Below are 14,604 nucleotides of genomic sequence, written 5' to 3'. Positions count from 1 at the left end.
GGCGAATTTAGACATTGCATGAAAAGACTCCAAATAAAAACTGCACAAAATGTAGACATACAATTTACCTTAGCTAATGTTGGACAACGTTTATTAGCTTTTGCAATAGATAACATTATAAAATTTGCTTATCTCTATTTTGCAATTGAGTTTTTAAACTTTCAGCTTATCGAAAATACATTTAATAATGATCATTGGTCTATAAAAGCGATAGATATTTTAATCTTTTTACCTGTTACTTTCTATTCGTTATATTCTGAAATATTATTAAACGGACAAACCATTGGTAAGAAGCTACTTAATATCAAGGTAATAAATGTGGATGGTTTTAAACCTACTAATACCGATTTTGTAATTCGGTGGTTTCTACGGGTTATTGATTTTAACTTTTTCACCTTAATTTTTATTTATGTTGCCTCTTTAGGCTTAAGTTCTAATTATGCATTGCTTGTTTTTATCTTTATTATAGGAAAACTTACTGGATTTTTATTAATTGTATTTACTAAAAAAAATCAGCGTTTTGGAGATATTATGGCTAATACCGTAGTGGTTTCTTTAAAAGATAAAGCCAAATTTTCAGATACTATTTTAGAAAAAATAACAGATACCTATAAGCCTGTTTACCCAGCAGTTATTCGCTTGTCTGATAATGATGCTAGAATTATAAAGGAAACTTTTAAATCTGCTACTAAATCTAACGACTATAAAACACTTATTAAATTACGTTCTAAAATTATAGAAGTTACTGGCATTAAATCTTCACATAATAACGATAAAGAATTTATTGATGCCGTATTAAAAGACTACAATTATTACACCCAAAGTATGTAAGTCAATTACCTCAAGGGTACTTCAAAATTTGACCAATAAGAGGCTTTAGTTTTTGATACATCTCTTTTTTCTTTTATTGAAATTCCGCTTTATCTGATATTTTTTCTAAATTAGGCTTTCATTTTTATTTATAGTAAATCTTAACCTATCATGAAAAAACTCCTTTACATATTAGCTTTCCTGATTGCTGGATTAGCCATCTTATATGTCGTTATAAAAAGCGAACCAACGCCAACATATCAACCAGCAAGAAGTTATATAGAAGGGCAAGAAAATGCCATTCTCTCGCAATTTTTATTAGCTAAAGACAGTACCGTTATTGAGTTGGCTGAAGGGCATTTCACCTTGAAGCAATCGTTGTCTTTAGATGGAGTAAACCATGTGACTATTAGAGGAAAAGGGATGGGTAAAACGGTTTTAAACTTTAAAGGACAAACCAAAGGTGCAGAAGGAATACGAATTACAAATAGTAGCAATATTACAATTCAAGATTTAACTGTAGAAAATGCTAAAGGAGATAATATAAAAGTTATGGACACCGATGGAATTAGCTTTAAACATGTGGAAAGTTCCTGGACTGGAGAGGTAAGTGAAGATAATGGAGCTTATGCTTTTTATCCAGTACTTTGCAAAAATGTCCTGATAGATAATTGCAAGGCAATTGCCTCCTCAGATGCAGGAATCTATGTTGGTCAATCAGTGGATGTGGTAATAAGTAATAACGAAGCATTTTACAATGTGGCCGGAATAGAAAGTGAGAACTCGATAAACGTTAAGATTTTTGGTAATAAAGCTTACGAAAATACGGGAGGTATTTTGGTTTTCGATTTACCAGGTTTAACCCAATATGGATCTAATATTGAAGTGTATAACAATTTGGTTTATGAAAATAATACCAAAAACTTTGCAAAAGCAGGAGCCATTGTAGGTCAAGTACCAAGTGGAACGGGAAGTCTGGTTTTAAGTACAGAAGGTGTTTATTTTCATGACAATACCTTTAAAGATAATAAAACAGCTTCTATAGCTATTGCTAGTTACGAGTTGATTTACGAATTAGGTAAACGCGATAAAAAAGAACAAAAAGAAGCCGAAGACGTGGTTGGTTCTGTGCGGGTTATAAATGATAAATATACCTCAGACACCAACTATAATCCGTATCCAAGGAATATAAGAATTGGAAAAAATATTTTTTCTAATTCCTATTTATTTCCAACCATTAATAACGATTTTGGAAAAATTCTGATGATTAAAAAACCATTTCAAACAGTAGATGTGCTTTGGGACGGACTGGAAGATGAAGCTTCTGAATCGACTATTTGTTTCGAAAAAGGGACTGAAACAGTATCTTTCTTCGGATTAGATGTTTTAAATGATTTTAAAAATGCAACCAGCGATGTATCGAAATATATTTGTAAGTAGTTTAGTTGTTGTTACTTTGTTCATTAGCTGTAAGAAGAAAAAACCTATAGTTGAAAACAAAGCCTATATAAGTGTTTCTGGTTTGCTAACAAGTCAAGACACGCTAACTAGTTATGACGATTTAGGCTTGAAAAAACTCTCGGATTACAACTTTTTTAAAAACCCTTTAAACCAATTAATTCCTGCCTCCAAGCAAATTGTGCCTTACGATTTAAATTCACCTTTATTTACCGATTACGCCTCTAAAAAACGCTTTATAGTCTTCCCGGAAGGGACGGCTGCAAATTATGTGTCTGACGAAAGTTATTTGGATTTCCCAGAAGGAACTACCCTTATAAAGAACTTTTATTATACCAATAAGGAATTAAAAACAAGCACATCAGATATCATATTAGAAACCCGTTTATTAATTAAAAACTCTGGAAAGTGGATAACGCTCCCATATATTTGGAATGAAGAACAAACGGAAGCCTATTTATATATTTTAGGAAAAGACATGGATTTGGTTTTAGAACCCACTACCGAGAGAACAAAACAAATAAGATTTAGTTATTCGGTGCCTAATATTAATATGTGTAAGAATTGCCATGTCAAGGACAAGGATTTAGTTCCTTTAGGTCCAACACCAAGGCAATTACATAGAGAACAAATGCTTGAAGGAACAAGTCAGAATCAGTTGGCTTATCTCTTAGAGAACAACATGTTACATAATCTTCCAACACTTTCAGAGGTTGAAAAACTCCCCAATTATTCAGATGTATCAGAAAGCATAAACAACAGAGCTAGGGCTTATTTAGATGTTAATTGTGCTCATTGTCATCAAGACGGAGGTTCTGCCAAAACATCTGGCTTACATCTCATGTATCAAGAACAAGACTTATACAAATTGGGTGTTAATAAACCTCCAGTAGCTGCAGGTAAAGGATCTGGAGATTTAGCTTATGATGTGGTTGTTGGAAAACCAGAAGAATCTATTTTACTCTATAGAATGAAACATGTAGAACCCGATATTGTAATGCCTGAAATTGGTAAAAACTTGGTTCATACAGAAGGTGTAGAGCTTGTGGATGCCTGGATCCGTTCTTTAGCCAACTAGTTACTTAACTATGGGACCTAAAACTTCCCATACATTACTAGCCACAATTTCATGACCTTTAATATTTGGATGAATACCATCGTTTTGATTTAAAGAGGCAATACCACCAACATCTTTTAAAATAAATGGAATAAAAGCAAGCTTATTTTTTTCTGCTAAATCGTAAAACAGCTGTCTAAACTCCGTGGTATATTCCTGTCCCATATTTGGTGGTAACTCCATACCAGCAAGTACAATTATAGTTTCTGGACTTTTATTTTTTACCACATCTATAATGTCTTGTAAGTTGGCACGCGTTTGGGTTAAAGGGACGCCACGTAACCCATCGTTAGCACCTAATTCCAATAAAAATACGGTAGGAGTCTGTTTAATTACCCAATCAATTCGGCTTTTACCACCTGCGCTTGTTTCACCACTAACGCCAGAATTAATAACGGTATAATCCAAATTTAAAGAATCTATAGTTTGTTGTAAAATAGCGGGATAAGCATCATTTGTATCATCTAATCCGTAACCAGCTGTAATACTATCGCCAAAACACAAAATAGTTTTACTTTTAATTTGAGGTGTTTCAGTTGTTTCTGCCTGGTTTTCAGCCGACTGAATTTCCGTGGCTTTCTCCGATTTTCCATCACCACAGGAAAAGAGAAGAATCACTAAAATAAAATAACAAAACTTTATGAGTTTGAACCCCTTTAAGATTGGTAGATATGCGCGTAATTGATTATTTTGAGCCTCGGACATGTCTCTATAATTAATTTAAAAATTTATATGTCAAAGATATTAAAGATTACTGGGTTGGAAAAGACATATACCAGTGGGAATAAAGAATTAACGGTTTTACAGGATATTTCTTTTGAAGTTGAACAAGGACAAACCTTTTCTATTGTTGGACCTTCTGGAAGTGGTAAAACCACCTTATTAGGCCTCTGTGCCGGGCTCGACCAGCCAAATGCAGGGACGGTAGAACTATGTGGTCAAGATTTAAAATCTTTAAATGAAGATCAACGAGCACAATTACGAAATAAGGAAGTCGGTTTTATTTTTCAGAATTTTCAATTACTCCCAACCTTAACAGCACTTGAAAACGTGAGTGTTCCCTTAGAACTACAAGGTGCTAAAAACGCTAGGACCAAAAGTTTAAACTTATTAGAAAAAGTGGGTCTAGCAGATCGAGTACATCATTATCCGTCTCAGCTGTCGGGTGGCGAACAACAACGTGTTGCCTTGGCTCGTGCGTTTGCAAATGAACCAACTATTTTATTTGCAGACGAACCTACAGGAAATTTAGATGATGACACTGGAGAAAAAGTGATTCGTCTGTTATTTGAATTAAACAAAGAAAACGGCACCACCTTAGTAATTATTACGCACGACTTAGAGTTGGCTAACCGAACGCAGCAAATATTAAAGCTTAAGGGCGGAAAAAAAGTTTCAAACCTTTCTACAAACCAACCTACAACAGCACTGTGAATAACAAAAAAAATCTTCAAATAAGTTGGTTGTTTAAAATGGCATGGCGCGATGCCAAGGCTAGTAAAGTACGTCTGCTTTTATTTATGGCATCCATTATTCTTGGGATCGCGGCTGTGGTCTCCATTCAATTATTTAGTACCAATTTAAAGGATAATATCCAGAGTCAATCAAAAACTTTAATGGGTGCCGATTTTATTATCGATTCCAAACAGAAACCTACAGAACGGGCTCAAGCTATCATTGACTCCTTAAAACCCCGAGCAAAAGAAGTCAATTTTGTCTCTATGATTGCCTTTCCAAAAAATGGAGGCACCAAATTAGTAAAGGTGCAAGGGCTTGAAGGCGACTTTCCTTTTTACGGAAAAATAGAAACCCAGCCAAGTTTAGCTGCAGATACCTATCAAACATCTGGAGGAGCCTTAGTTGACGCTACTTTATTGCTTCAGTTTAATGTGCAACCAGGAGATTCTATAAAAATAGGAGAGATCGTGTTACCTATTGCTGGAGCTTTAAAATCCATGCCTGGGAATTCCGCTGTTTCTAGCTCCGTAGCGCCACCAGTAGTCATTCCATACGGTTTTATAGAAGCTACTAAATTGTTACAGTTTGGCAGTAGAAAAGAATATCAATATTTCTATAAAGCTTCCGATACTTTAAATTTAAAGCGACTGGAAGATAAATTAGAGACAGCACTCGATTTAGAAAATGCCGACCTAGATACGCATACCAGCACAACCAAACGTTTAGGCAGACGCTACGATAATGTAGGCAAGTTCTTGAATTTAGCAGCCTTTATTGCCTTATTACTGGGGTGTATTGGAATTGCTAGTTCGGTACATATTTATATAAAAGAAAAATTAAGGCCTATTGCTATTTTAAAATGCATGGGTGCTTCCAGACTGCAAAGTTTTTTAATTTTCTTAATTCAAATTGCAGGTATTGGTATTATTGGAGGCGCTATCGGTTCGCTTATTGGCGTCGGGTTGCAATCGGTATTTCCATATCTTTTAAAAAATTTTCTGCCTTTTACCTTAGAAATTTCTATCACAGCTCAACCTATATTAATTGGAATCTTCCTGGGCTTATTTATGTCGGTACTCTTTGCGCTCTTACCATTGCTCCGCACTTGGTATGTATCGCCATTAGATGTGTTACGTGTGGACGAAAAAGCTTCTCAGGAGCCACAATATGTTCGGTTCCTGGTATTTGGAATCATTTTAATATTCCTGTTTTTATTTTCATTCTGGTTAATTAAAGACGCACTTTACGCTTTAGCTTTTGTTCTTGGAACCATGCTAACTTTCACCATGTTGGCTCTAGTAGCTTTGGGTTTTATAAAAATTATTAAACGGGTTTTTCCAAAACATTGGAACTTTACAGCCCGACAAAGCTTACTCAACCTGTTCAGACCCAATAATCAAACAGTGGTATTGGTAGTGGCTATTGGTTTAGGAACCTTTTTAATAAGTACTTTGTATTTTACAAAGGATATTTTATTAGCAAAAACAGAGGTCGGACAAACAGCTCAAAATGCAAATATAATCATCCTGGACGTCCAGCCAGAACAACGTGATGCCGTAGCAAAAACCATCAAATCAAAAGATTTAGCTGTTTTAAATAACATTCCCTTAGTAACAATGCGAATGCAAAGCATTAATGGACGACAGGTAAATGATATACGCCAAGATAGTACGCGTCAAATACGAGGTTGGCTTTTAAATCACGAATTTAGAACCACTTATAGAGATACTCTAACAGCTTCTGAAGAATTGATAGCAGGGGAGTGGTACCCCAAATTAGCACCAAACGAGCCTGTTAGTATTTCTATCTCAGATAACCTTGCTGCCGATGCCCATTTAAGTGTAGGAGATCCCGTGGTATTTAATGTGCAAGGCGTTTTAATGGAAACCACTGTTGGAAGTATTCGAAAAGTGGACTGGTCGCAAATACAACTTAATTTTACTATAGTATTTCCAAAGGGAGTGTTAGAAGAAGCACCGCAGTTTAATGTATTAACTACTATGGTACCAGACGAATCGAGGTCTGCAGCGCTGCAGCAGGATTTAGTATCTAAATTCCCGAATGTCTCGATTATCGATTTACGACAAGTATTTACCCTTGTAGATGATATTTTAGATAAAGTGTCCTGGATTATTAACTTTATGGCATTCTTTAGCATCTTTACAGGTATTATTGTGTTGATTGGTTCTGTAAGAACCAGCAAATATCAACGGATTAAAGAGAGTGTCTTGCTAAGAACCCTTGGGGCTAAAAACAAACAGATCTTGCAAATTTCAGCTTTTGAATATCTCTTTTTAGGACTTTTAGGTTCTTTGGTGGGGTTAATATTGGCATTACTTAGTAGTTTATCTTTGGCTATATTTGTTTTTAAAGAACCTTTTATCCCGTCGGTAATTCCATTTATAATCTTTTTACCGGGAATTACCTTGTTGGTTTTAGCCATCGGTTTAACTAATATTCAAACTGTTTTACGAAGTTCGCCTTTAGAAGTTTTACGTAGAGAAGCTTAGTATAATTTGAAGACTCTTTTTTTAAAATTTATGATACTTTCAGCTAATAATTCCGTAGATTGAATTAATACTATTTAAATAAAAAACAATGCGAAACATATTATATTCATTAGTAATTCAGAAATCGTCATACACTCAAAACCCAGGAGATAGTGGCACTATAGATTTGACAAAACCATTTGATCTGATCGTTTTTATTATTCTCCCTATAGTAATTATTATCTTATATTTTATTTGGAAAAGAACCAAAAAACGTGAAAACGAATAAAATATACTTCCTCTAATACCAGATAATAACCCCTTAGGTTTAGGGAAATTTAATTTTAGACAAATCAAGAGTCTGTATGGTTGTAATATGCGTGGTTTTCCTTTTAAAAATTATAACCATTTTCCCGAAAATCATGTATATTTAGCATTAATTTTTTAAGTAAAAATCCCATTAGATCCGTGAAATATTTCCCAGTGATTTTCTCCCTTTTTTTTATACTATTATATAGTTGTAATGAGGTCGATTCAAAAGATGAAAAAGAGATTCGTAAGTTTGTAAATAAGTGGAGTGAAGCTCATACACAGCTAAAGTCGCCTTATTTAGAAGCCGACTATATGGATGTAGTAACCTATTACGGGAAAAAACGCACAAGATCTCAAGTGCAACAAGATAAAAGATTGCTTTTTGAACAATTTCCAGATTATACCCAACAGGTTTTAAACAACGAACTTGATATAACTAAAGAAGGCGCTAATTATTTAGTCACCTTTATTAAACAAGTGAACTATAATGGAATAAAAGCAGAATATGAATCGTATCTTTCAGTAGTAAATAAGAATGGTGATTTTAGAATTTTGCGCGAAGGCGTTTCTGAAAATTCGAAAAATCTTGACGCACCCATATTTCCTGGTTTCAAAGAAAATAGTGTTATCCAGGCTAATAAGAAGAAACTCTATGGCGACTTTAATGGCGACGGACTATCGGATTATGCCACTGTAATCTCTCCAGAAATAATCACCAATCAAAATACAGATCCTGATACTAACAATAAGGTGGAGTGCAAAGGTGGTTGCAATAGCGTGATTGTTTTTAGTCATAAGGATTTAGAAGACATCACAATTAAAGGTGCCTACCAATCTCAATTAGAAAATCTTAAAGATCTAAATGGTGACAGTGCAGATGAAATTGGTTTTTGGGATATAAAACCAACATCCAAGAGTCTTTATGTTTTTAATGCAACCAATGGTAAACAGCTGTGCGACCCTGTTTTTATTAATACGGCTGTTCATAAAAATCTAAAACTGATTGATGTTTTTAAGAAAACAGGTCCCAATAAAATTACAGTTACTCGTAGTGCAGAAGTTAACGGAAAATGGGTTTTGGAGAAAGAAGTGATTCTACTGGAGTAATTATTAATAAGAGCTATTCTGCCTTGTTAACAAAGTCGATTCTGATTGATTACAGAGATCAGTTGTAACAAAAAAAGAGAAGTACAATACCTATAAAAAATCGTAAAAACCTAACTTGGCTTAGTCTATATATAAAGTCATACCATCCCCAATAGGAACCCAAAATTACATATATTTGAGAGGATATAACAATATAATCAATTAGCCAAAATATGAAAAAAGCAATCTGCATATGGACATTTCTGTTGACTTTAAATCAACTCTCATATAGTCAGGAATTACCAATTCATGACAATTACTCAGTTGTAGATTCTGTTTCAGGCGACCTAGATAACGATTCTATTGCTGAACTTGCCGTAATTTATAACATTGGACCTGAAAACGAGATTGACGGTGTTCCTCGGGAATTAATAATCTACAAACTTAAAAATGACAGATGGACAGAATGGAAAAAATCTGACCAAGCAATTTACGGAAGTAAAGATGGTGGAATGATGGGCGACCCATTTACAGAAATTAAAATTGAAAATGGAATTCTTCAAATCAGCCATTTAGGTGGGAGTAGCTGGAAATGGGGGTTTACAGATAAATATCGTTACCAGAATGGCGACTTCTATTTAATCGGATATACAGAGATTGGTGGAAAGATATGTGAGTATTGGCGAAAAGTTGATTTTAACCTCTCGACAGGAAAAATGATAGTAGAAAAAGAATTCGAAGAATGCGAAACCGAAGAACAAGAAATTTACAATCGTGAGAATGAAACCTTATATGAAAAAGGATTGAAAATCACTATCCAAAACCGACAAGAAAGGGACATAAAGATTACAACTCCCAAGTACGAACATGAAATTTATATCGCAATTCGTAGAGAATAAAAATTACTATAACCAAAACCATGGATAATTAATGGCTAGTTTTAGTCTGCTAACAAAAAACCTTGTCTCCCTACAGGCAGGCGCAACAAAATCATACAGAAAACCGTTCTACACAATTAAAATACAATATGGAAAGCTTTTGGAATGATAGATATAAAATTAAAGAATTCGCATACGGAAAAAACCCAAACGTATTTTAAAGAGATAATTAATGATTTGAATTTATTGGAAAAAAACTATGTAGAACAGCGTAGCCATTGATAGTTGGTCGAAGGTTGTTTTAGAAATAATCAGTTTGGACTTTCAAAAGAAAACTATCAAAAATTATTAGGATTAAATCCCAAAAACGAGCATGCAAAGTTATAATTATTGAGCGTATAGGAAATGAAACACTGGAAAAATAACTAATGGCAAAAACGTATATAAACCCATATAAATCATGTAAAAGACAAAGCTTCGTGCAATAACAGAAAAGTAGAACTAGGAGGTTATAAACTGATTTATGTCATTGCATATAAATGTCATTAATAGGACATTTACTGTAATAATTAACAAGAGACATGAAAACAGACATCAACATCTCAGAGTTCATTAACTCAAGAACCGAATTTAAAAAAAGATTCAGTTTATGGGAGATGTATCGTGCTTTTATGTACATCCCAAGAGCCATAATCAAGTTGATTGGAAATGCAAAAAGCAAACTAGTTGATAACGATTTATTAAAGCGCTTGCAATTGGCAGTAACCGAAGTAAACGGTTGTCCTGCTTGCTCATATGCCCACACTAAAATGGCTTTGCGACAAGGGATGAGCGGAGAAGAAATAAGTAGCTTTTTAAGTGGCGAAAATCATTTAATAAAACCCGAAGAAGCAAAAGCGATTATGTTTGCTCAACATTTTGCAGATACAAGAGGTTTTCCTAAAAAATATGCTTATGATGCACTTATAAAAGAATATGGCAAAAAAGAAGCACGGATTATGCTTTCCTCAATCCAAATAATGATTTCAGGAAATATGTATGGTATTCCATACAGCGCATTTCAGGCAAGACTTAAAGGAAACCCATATAAAGAAAGCACCCTGTTTTTTGAATTAGGGATGTTAATAACAGGTCTTATTATATTGCCTATTGCCTGTATACATGGTGTTTTAAGAGCTTTGGTTGGATTGTCTAATATAAGATTAGATAAAACCACAACGGAAGAACAAGATGGATTTAATAATAAATAACTTCTGCTTTTAGATTTTAGACGATAAATTGCAACGAACATTAATTCAGGATTAAAACTATCTGGAAGAAGAAAGAAAACCTCCTCTTAACAGATCTAGAATTAATTATTAGAGTAAAATCAATAAATATAAGAATTTTCGGATTAATTAGTGCTCGATGGTTTTAAGTCGCGAGTCAATAAATAGAGCAGAAGAAGCTACTTTCTTTTAGTACATGTCACTTTTTTGCTTATCTTAGGTTGTTCTAAATAACTATAAGTCAGGTGGCTAAGCAAAAAGGTCTCATAAAAATCCATGGCACTCTAAACGGTATCTCTTACTATCCACTAGGTGGTCAATATATTTCTCGTATAGCTACTGGTCCTTCCAAAGAACGTATCCAAACAGATCCTGCCTATGCAAAAGTAAGAGCAAACAACCTGGAGTTTGGTATGGCGTCTAGACTATCAAAAGCCATCAGAACAGGAATTTTAGAAACAGCAAAAGAGTTTCAAGATTCTACCATGGCAAGTCGCTTAACTGGTGTCTGTTATAAAATAATCAAAGAGGGGAGTGGCTCCCCAGGAAAAAGGGAGGCCAGTCTAACCAACAACCCAAAAGCCCTTAAAGGTTTTCAACTTAACCAAAAGCAATCGTTCGAACAGATATATACGGCAAAGCCAATCGTTACAAGTCATAAAAACAGACGAATCATAACGCTTAGCATCCCAAAAAGTTCCAAAATCCACCTGGAAAAAAAACCAAAAACAGCAACACATTTCCAACTTATAGCAGCCCTGTCTTTGGTTTCAAATTACAAATGTAGACCAAACCAGAAGTCTTACAGACCTGTAGCGCCAAAACACAATGGCTTAGGCATTACACAAAAAAGCGAACCTTTATTATGTAAAATAGAACATACAAATCTTCAAATCCAACTTAAAACCCCAGTAAAAACAGCTGTTTCCAAACATGCAACCCTAATAGTGTGGTTCGGAATTCAGTTTCTAAAACAAGAAAAAAAACAATTTCACCTTTTAAAAAATAGGCAGGTTATGCACTGTATCACCCTGCTTTAAACCCTTATAAACAAGGGCTTCCTAAGGGTTCACCCGTAGCTTCTCCATGGTTACTTCGGGCTTACTTTGGATAATAGCCATATTAACCTGGGGAGAGTTCAGAATATTAGAAACATTAGAAGATACTTAACTCGTTGAATGACACACGCAGTATTAACAAATTCATCTAATACAATATTATCAACGTGAGGAATCGCGTATTTAAAAAATAATGAAGGATTATACGGAATATTAAATTTATAAGATAAGCATAAACGATAATGTTTAATAACCCAAGTTCTAATTATTATAATGAAAACTAAATACTGTGGGATATTTTACATAGTATAGAATTATAGCTATCAAATAAACCTACAAGTTAATTAGCCGTAATTTAGCTCATGCAATTTTATTGTTTTAAGTGTTCGTGAATCTTCTAAAGTCGATTTCTTTTAACATAATTGTTTACGATATAGACCTGAAGGCACTATATCAACAATTATGTGTAAATAGCCTAAAAATTGGCCATACAGAAATTACTATATATTTGTACTATAATGTTCTTGCGTTATGTAACTTGAGCTTTGGTTACGTGCGTATGAAAAAGGTCTAGTAGACCTTTTGAAGATGCAGCGAGGTGGAGTGCAGGCAAAGTTGTTACTACAGTTTCTTGAAAAAAATTTAATCCCAAAAGTTTCTTTACTATGTAATGGAACACTTTTTATGCGACTACGTAGGAGGGAAGCATAATGTGTGTGGAATGCTAATTAACTGTTATATAGCTTATTTACACTACTTTTGTAAGTTTGTCCAATAGGAATTTTATGCTCGTTTATTAAAATACGATTACCTTCTATAAATTTAATTTTATCTATAGCAACAAGAAACGATTTATGAACTCTCAAAAAATTATTTTCATTTAAAATAGATTCATAATACGATATTTTTTCGTGGCTAATAATCATGTCATTCTCTAAAAACAATTTGGTGTAGTTTCCGTAAGCTTCTATATAAAGGAGATCTTTCAAATCTATTTGATAATGCTTTTTATTGCCTTTTATGAAGAATCGTGTAGACGTGTCAGAAGCAACTTCATTTAGAACAGTTTTTAAAGCTTGAGATTCGGAAACTTTATTTACAGCTTTTACCAATCTATCAAAACTAAAAGGCTTTAAAATATAATCTACAACGTTCAGCTCAAACCCTTCTATAGCATGTTCTTTATAAGCCGTTGTTATTATAGTTTTTGGAGGATTAGACAATGTTTTTAAAAAATCAATTCCTTTTAATTTAGGCATATTAATATCTAAAAACATAAAATCGACAGTGTGTTCATTTAGATATTGTATAGCTTCCATAGCGCTGTAACAATTTTTTTCTAATTGTAAATGTGGTAACATACTACAAAACTCTTCAATAATTTCATGAGCTAACGGTTCATCATCAACAATTATATACTTAAGCATGTTTAGCAATCTTTAAGGTTGTTTTATAGAGGTTATTTAACACATCAACTTGTAATTCATGTTTATTTTTATACAATAAAGATAGTCTTCTTTTTAAATTTTGTAAGCCTATGCCGTTTGATGAACTTATTTCATTGGGATCGAAATTATTTTCTATTGAAAAAATAATAAAATCTGTTTCTTCTTTTAAGTTAATATGTATAAAAGCATTTTCAGTTAAAGTTTCAATGCCATGTTTAAAGGCATTTTCTAAAAGAATAATATACAGTAAAGGTGCAATAGTTAAACTGGTATCCACATCATGGTTAAAGGCAATATCTACAGACTTTTTATAGCGTATTTTATGTAATTCAATGTAGTTGTTTACGTACTTTATTTCATCTTCAAGGGTTACCATTTCCTTATCTCCTTCATAAATGGTATATCGCATCATATCAGATAACTTTAAAATGACCTCTGGAGCTTTTTCAGATTGTTTTACGGTTAATGCATACAGATTATTCAAGGTATTAAAGAAAAAATGTGGGTTTATCTGACTTCGTAATAAAGACAATTCTGCTTTAGATTTTTCTGCTTTTAAGTTTTGAACCCATTTCCATTGTTCAAAAACCCAAATAAGAAATAACATAGGAATTGGTAAAAAGAATATAAAAAAAGGAAAGTCTTCCTTGATTTCTAGGTAGGTCTCTAAATTACCGGAAAACAGTCTTAAGTAGAGAAAATATAAAAATAAAGGACCATATATAAATACAATTAACTTCCAATATTTTTTAATAAATACAGGAATTAAAAGATAGGCAAAACCAAACCAAAACACCATTAATAGAATAAAAGTGACTGGATTGTCGGGCATTTTCATAAAAGAATCTATAAATAATGCCATAAAGAATAGTGCCATTAATGCCAATACGTTTAATATAATTCTTTTTTTGGTTTTAAAATAGCTGTAATTATAAATAGGTAATACAGCTAAAATTCCAAAAAAAACAGCATACATAATGATTTCTAATGGATTGTTTTTTGGAATAAGAATGAACTCGAAATAATCTAAAACATAAAATATGGGAAACATTAATAGAACTCCAATAAAAAATGCTTTGTATTTATTTAATAACTGTACCATAGAACAAAAGTAAGTATGTAATCCTGTATTAACAAGAAAGTTGATAGACACTACTAAAATCAGCACGAACACTATTATTTTCAACATGAAATAGTATTGATACTGCTTTTCATGCTTTCT

At 33.2% G+C, this 14,604-nt stretch carries 13 protein-coding genes; 10 read left to right on the top strand and 3 right to left on the bottom strand.

Annotation, left to right across the window (positions count from 1 at the left end):
* Window positions 1-18 precede the first annotated feature (18 nt).
* From OS188_RS09120 to OS188_RS09110, 3 genes are all read left to right on the top strand, one after another.
* Window positions 19-831 carry an RDD family protein gene (locus OS188_RS09120; RefSeq protein WP_267148522.1) on the top strand — a complete coding sequence of 271 codons (813 nt, stop codon included), beginning with the start codon at window positions 19-21 and terminating at the stop codon, window positions 829-831.
* Between the two features lie 150 nt (window positions 832-981).
* Window positions 982-2,250 carry a parallel beta-helix domain-containing protein gene (locus tag OS188_RS09115; RefSeq protein ID WP_267148521.1) on the top strand — a complete coding sequence of 423 codons (1,269 nt, stop codon included), beginning with the start codon at window positions 982-984 and terminating at the stop codon, window positions 2,248-2,250.
* Window positions 2,225-3,346, top strand: a complete 1,122-nt coding sequence (locus OS188_RS09110) for an SO2930 family diheme c-type cytochrome (RefSeq protein WP_267148520.1) — start codon at window positions 2,225-2,227, stop codon at window positions 3,344-3,346. Before OS188_RS09115 ends, OS188_RS09110 begins: the two co-directional genes overlap by 26 nt.
* On the opposite strand, the gene OS188_RS09105 is transcribed toward OS188_RS09110, so the two are convergent.
* Complete coding sequence (locus OS188_RS09105; RefSeq protein ID WP_267148519.1) at window positions 3,347-4,090, bottom strand: arylesterase; 744 nt, start codon at window positions 4,088-4,090, stop codon at window positions 3,347-3,349. It abuts the gene before it with no gap.
* A gap of 27 nt (window positions 4,091-4,117) precedes the next feature.
* Here OS188_RS09105 and OS188_RS09100 point away from each other — a divergent pair, with 27 nt between their 5' ends.
* The 7 genes from OS188_RS09100 to OS188_RS09070 all read left to right on the top strand — a co-directional run bounded on the left by OS188_RS09100 (window position 4,118) and on the right by OS188_RS09070 (window position 11,916).
* The gene (locus OS188_RS09100) at window positions 4,118-4,819 is read left to right on the top strand and encodes an ABC transporter ATP-binding protein (protein WP_267148518.1); all 702 of its coding nucleotides are present in this window, start codon (window positions 4,118-4,120) and stop codon (window positions 4,817-4,819) included.
* A 38-nt stretch (window positions 4,820-4,857) separates the two neighbouring features.
* A complete protein-coding gene (locus OS188_RS09095; RefSeq protein WP_267148564.1) occupies window positions 4,858-7,353 on the top strand; it encodes an ABC transporter permease in 2,496 nt (831 codons plus the stop codon).
* Window positions 7,354-7,815: 462 nt separating this feature from the next.
* Complete coding sequence (locus OS188_RS09090) at window positions 7,816-8,751, top strand: hypothetical protein (protein WP_267148517.1); 936 nt, start codon at window positions 7,816-7,818, stop codon at window positions 8,749-8,751.
* A 245-nt stretch (window positions 8,752-8,996) separates the two neighbouring features.
* Complete coding sequence (locus tag OS188_RS09085) at window positions 8,997-9,629, top strand: hypothetical protein (protein ID WP_267148516.1); 633 nt, start codon at window positions 8,997-8,999, stop codon at window positions 9,627-9,629.
* A 62-nt stretch (window positions 9,630-9,691) separates the two neighbouring features.
* On the top strand, window positions 9,692-9,829 hold the full coding sequence (locus tag OS188_RS09080) for a hypothetical protein (RefSeq protein ID WP_267148515.1): 138 nt from the start codon (window positions 9,692-9,694) through the stop codon (window positions 9,827-9,829).
* 360 nt (window positions 9,830-10,189) lie between these two features.
* Window positions 10,190-10,858, top strand: coding sequence for a carboxymuconolactone decarboxylase family protein (locus tag OS188_RS09075; protein ID WP_267148514.1), 669 nt, complete (start codon window positions 10,190-10,192; stop codon window positions 10,856-10,858).
* Between the two features lie 263 nt (window positions 10,859-11,121).
* Complete coding sequence (locus OS188_RS09070; protein ID WP_267148513.1) at window positions 11,122-11,916, top strand: hypothetical protein; 795 nt, start codon at window positions 11,122-11,124, stop codon at window positions 11,914-11,916.
* A gap of 746 nt (window positions 11,917-12,662) precedes the next feature.
* On the opposite strand, the gene OS188_RS09065 is transcribed toward OS188_RS09070, so the two are convergent.
* Both OS188_RS09065 and OS188_RS09060 read right to left on the bottom strand, forming a co-directional pair.
* A complete protein-coding gene (locus OS188_RS09065; protein WP_267148512.1) occupies window positions 12,663-13,361 on the bottom strand; it encodes a LytR/AlgR family response regulator transcription factor in 699 nt (232 codons plus the stop codon).
* A complete protein-coding gene (locus OS188_RS09060) occupies window positions 13,354-14,484 on the bottom strand; it encodes a sensor histidine kinase (RefSeq protein ID WP_267148511.1) in 1,131 nt (376 codons plus the stop codon). Before OS188_RS09060 ends, OS188_RS09065 begins: the two co-directional genes overlap by 8 nt.
* Window positions 14,485-14,604 lie beyond the last annotated feature (120 nt).

Source organism: Xanthomarina sp. F1114, assembly GCF_026410255.1.
Classification (GTDB): domain Bacteria; phylum Bacteroidota; class Bacteroidia; order Flavobacteriales; family Flavobacteriaceae; genus Xanthomarina.
This window is presented reverse-complemented; position numbering and strand designations above follow the sequence as displayed.

Bases quoted from the DNA above. Each gene is read 5' to 3' on its own strand.
- OS188_RS09100 (WP_267148518.1), top strand. From the start codon at position 4,118: ATGTCAAAGATATTAAAGATTACTGGGTTGGAAAAGACATATACCAGT.
- OS188_RS09120 (WP_267148522.1), top strand. From the start codon at position 19: ATGAAAAGACTCCAAATAAAAACTGCACAAAATGTAGACATACAATTT.
- OS188_RS09060 (WP_267148511.1), bottom strand. From the start codon at position 14,484: ATGGTACAGTTATTAAATAAATACAAAGCATTTTTTATTGGAGTTCTA.
- OS188_RS09115 (WP_267148521.1), top strand. From the start codon at position 982: ATGAAAAAACTCCTTTACATATTAGCTTTCCTGATTGCTGGATTAGCC.
- OS188_RS09095 (WP_267148564.1), top strand. From the start codon at position 4,858: ATGGCATGGCGCGATGCCAAGGCTAGTAAAGTACGTCTGCTTTTATTT.
- OS188_RS09065 (WP_267148512.1), bottom strand. From the start codon at position 13,361: ATGCTTAAGTATATAATTGTTGATGATGAACCGTTAGCTCATGAAATT.
- OS188_RS09075 (WP_267148514.1), top strand. From the start codon at position 10,190: ATGAAAACAGACATCAACATCTCAGAGTTCATTAACTCAAGAACCGAA.
- OS188_RS09110 (WP_267148520.1), top strand. From the start codon at position 2,225: ATGTATCGAAATATATTTGTAAGTAGTTTAGTTGTTGTTACTTTGTTC.
- OS188_RS09105 (WP_267148519.1), bottom strand. From the start codon at position 4,090: ATGTCCGAGGCTCAAAATAATCAATTACGCGCATATCTACCAATCTTA.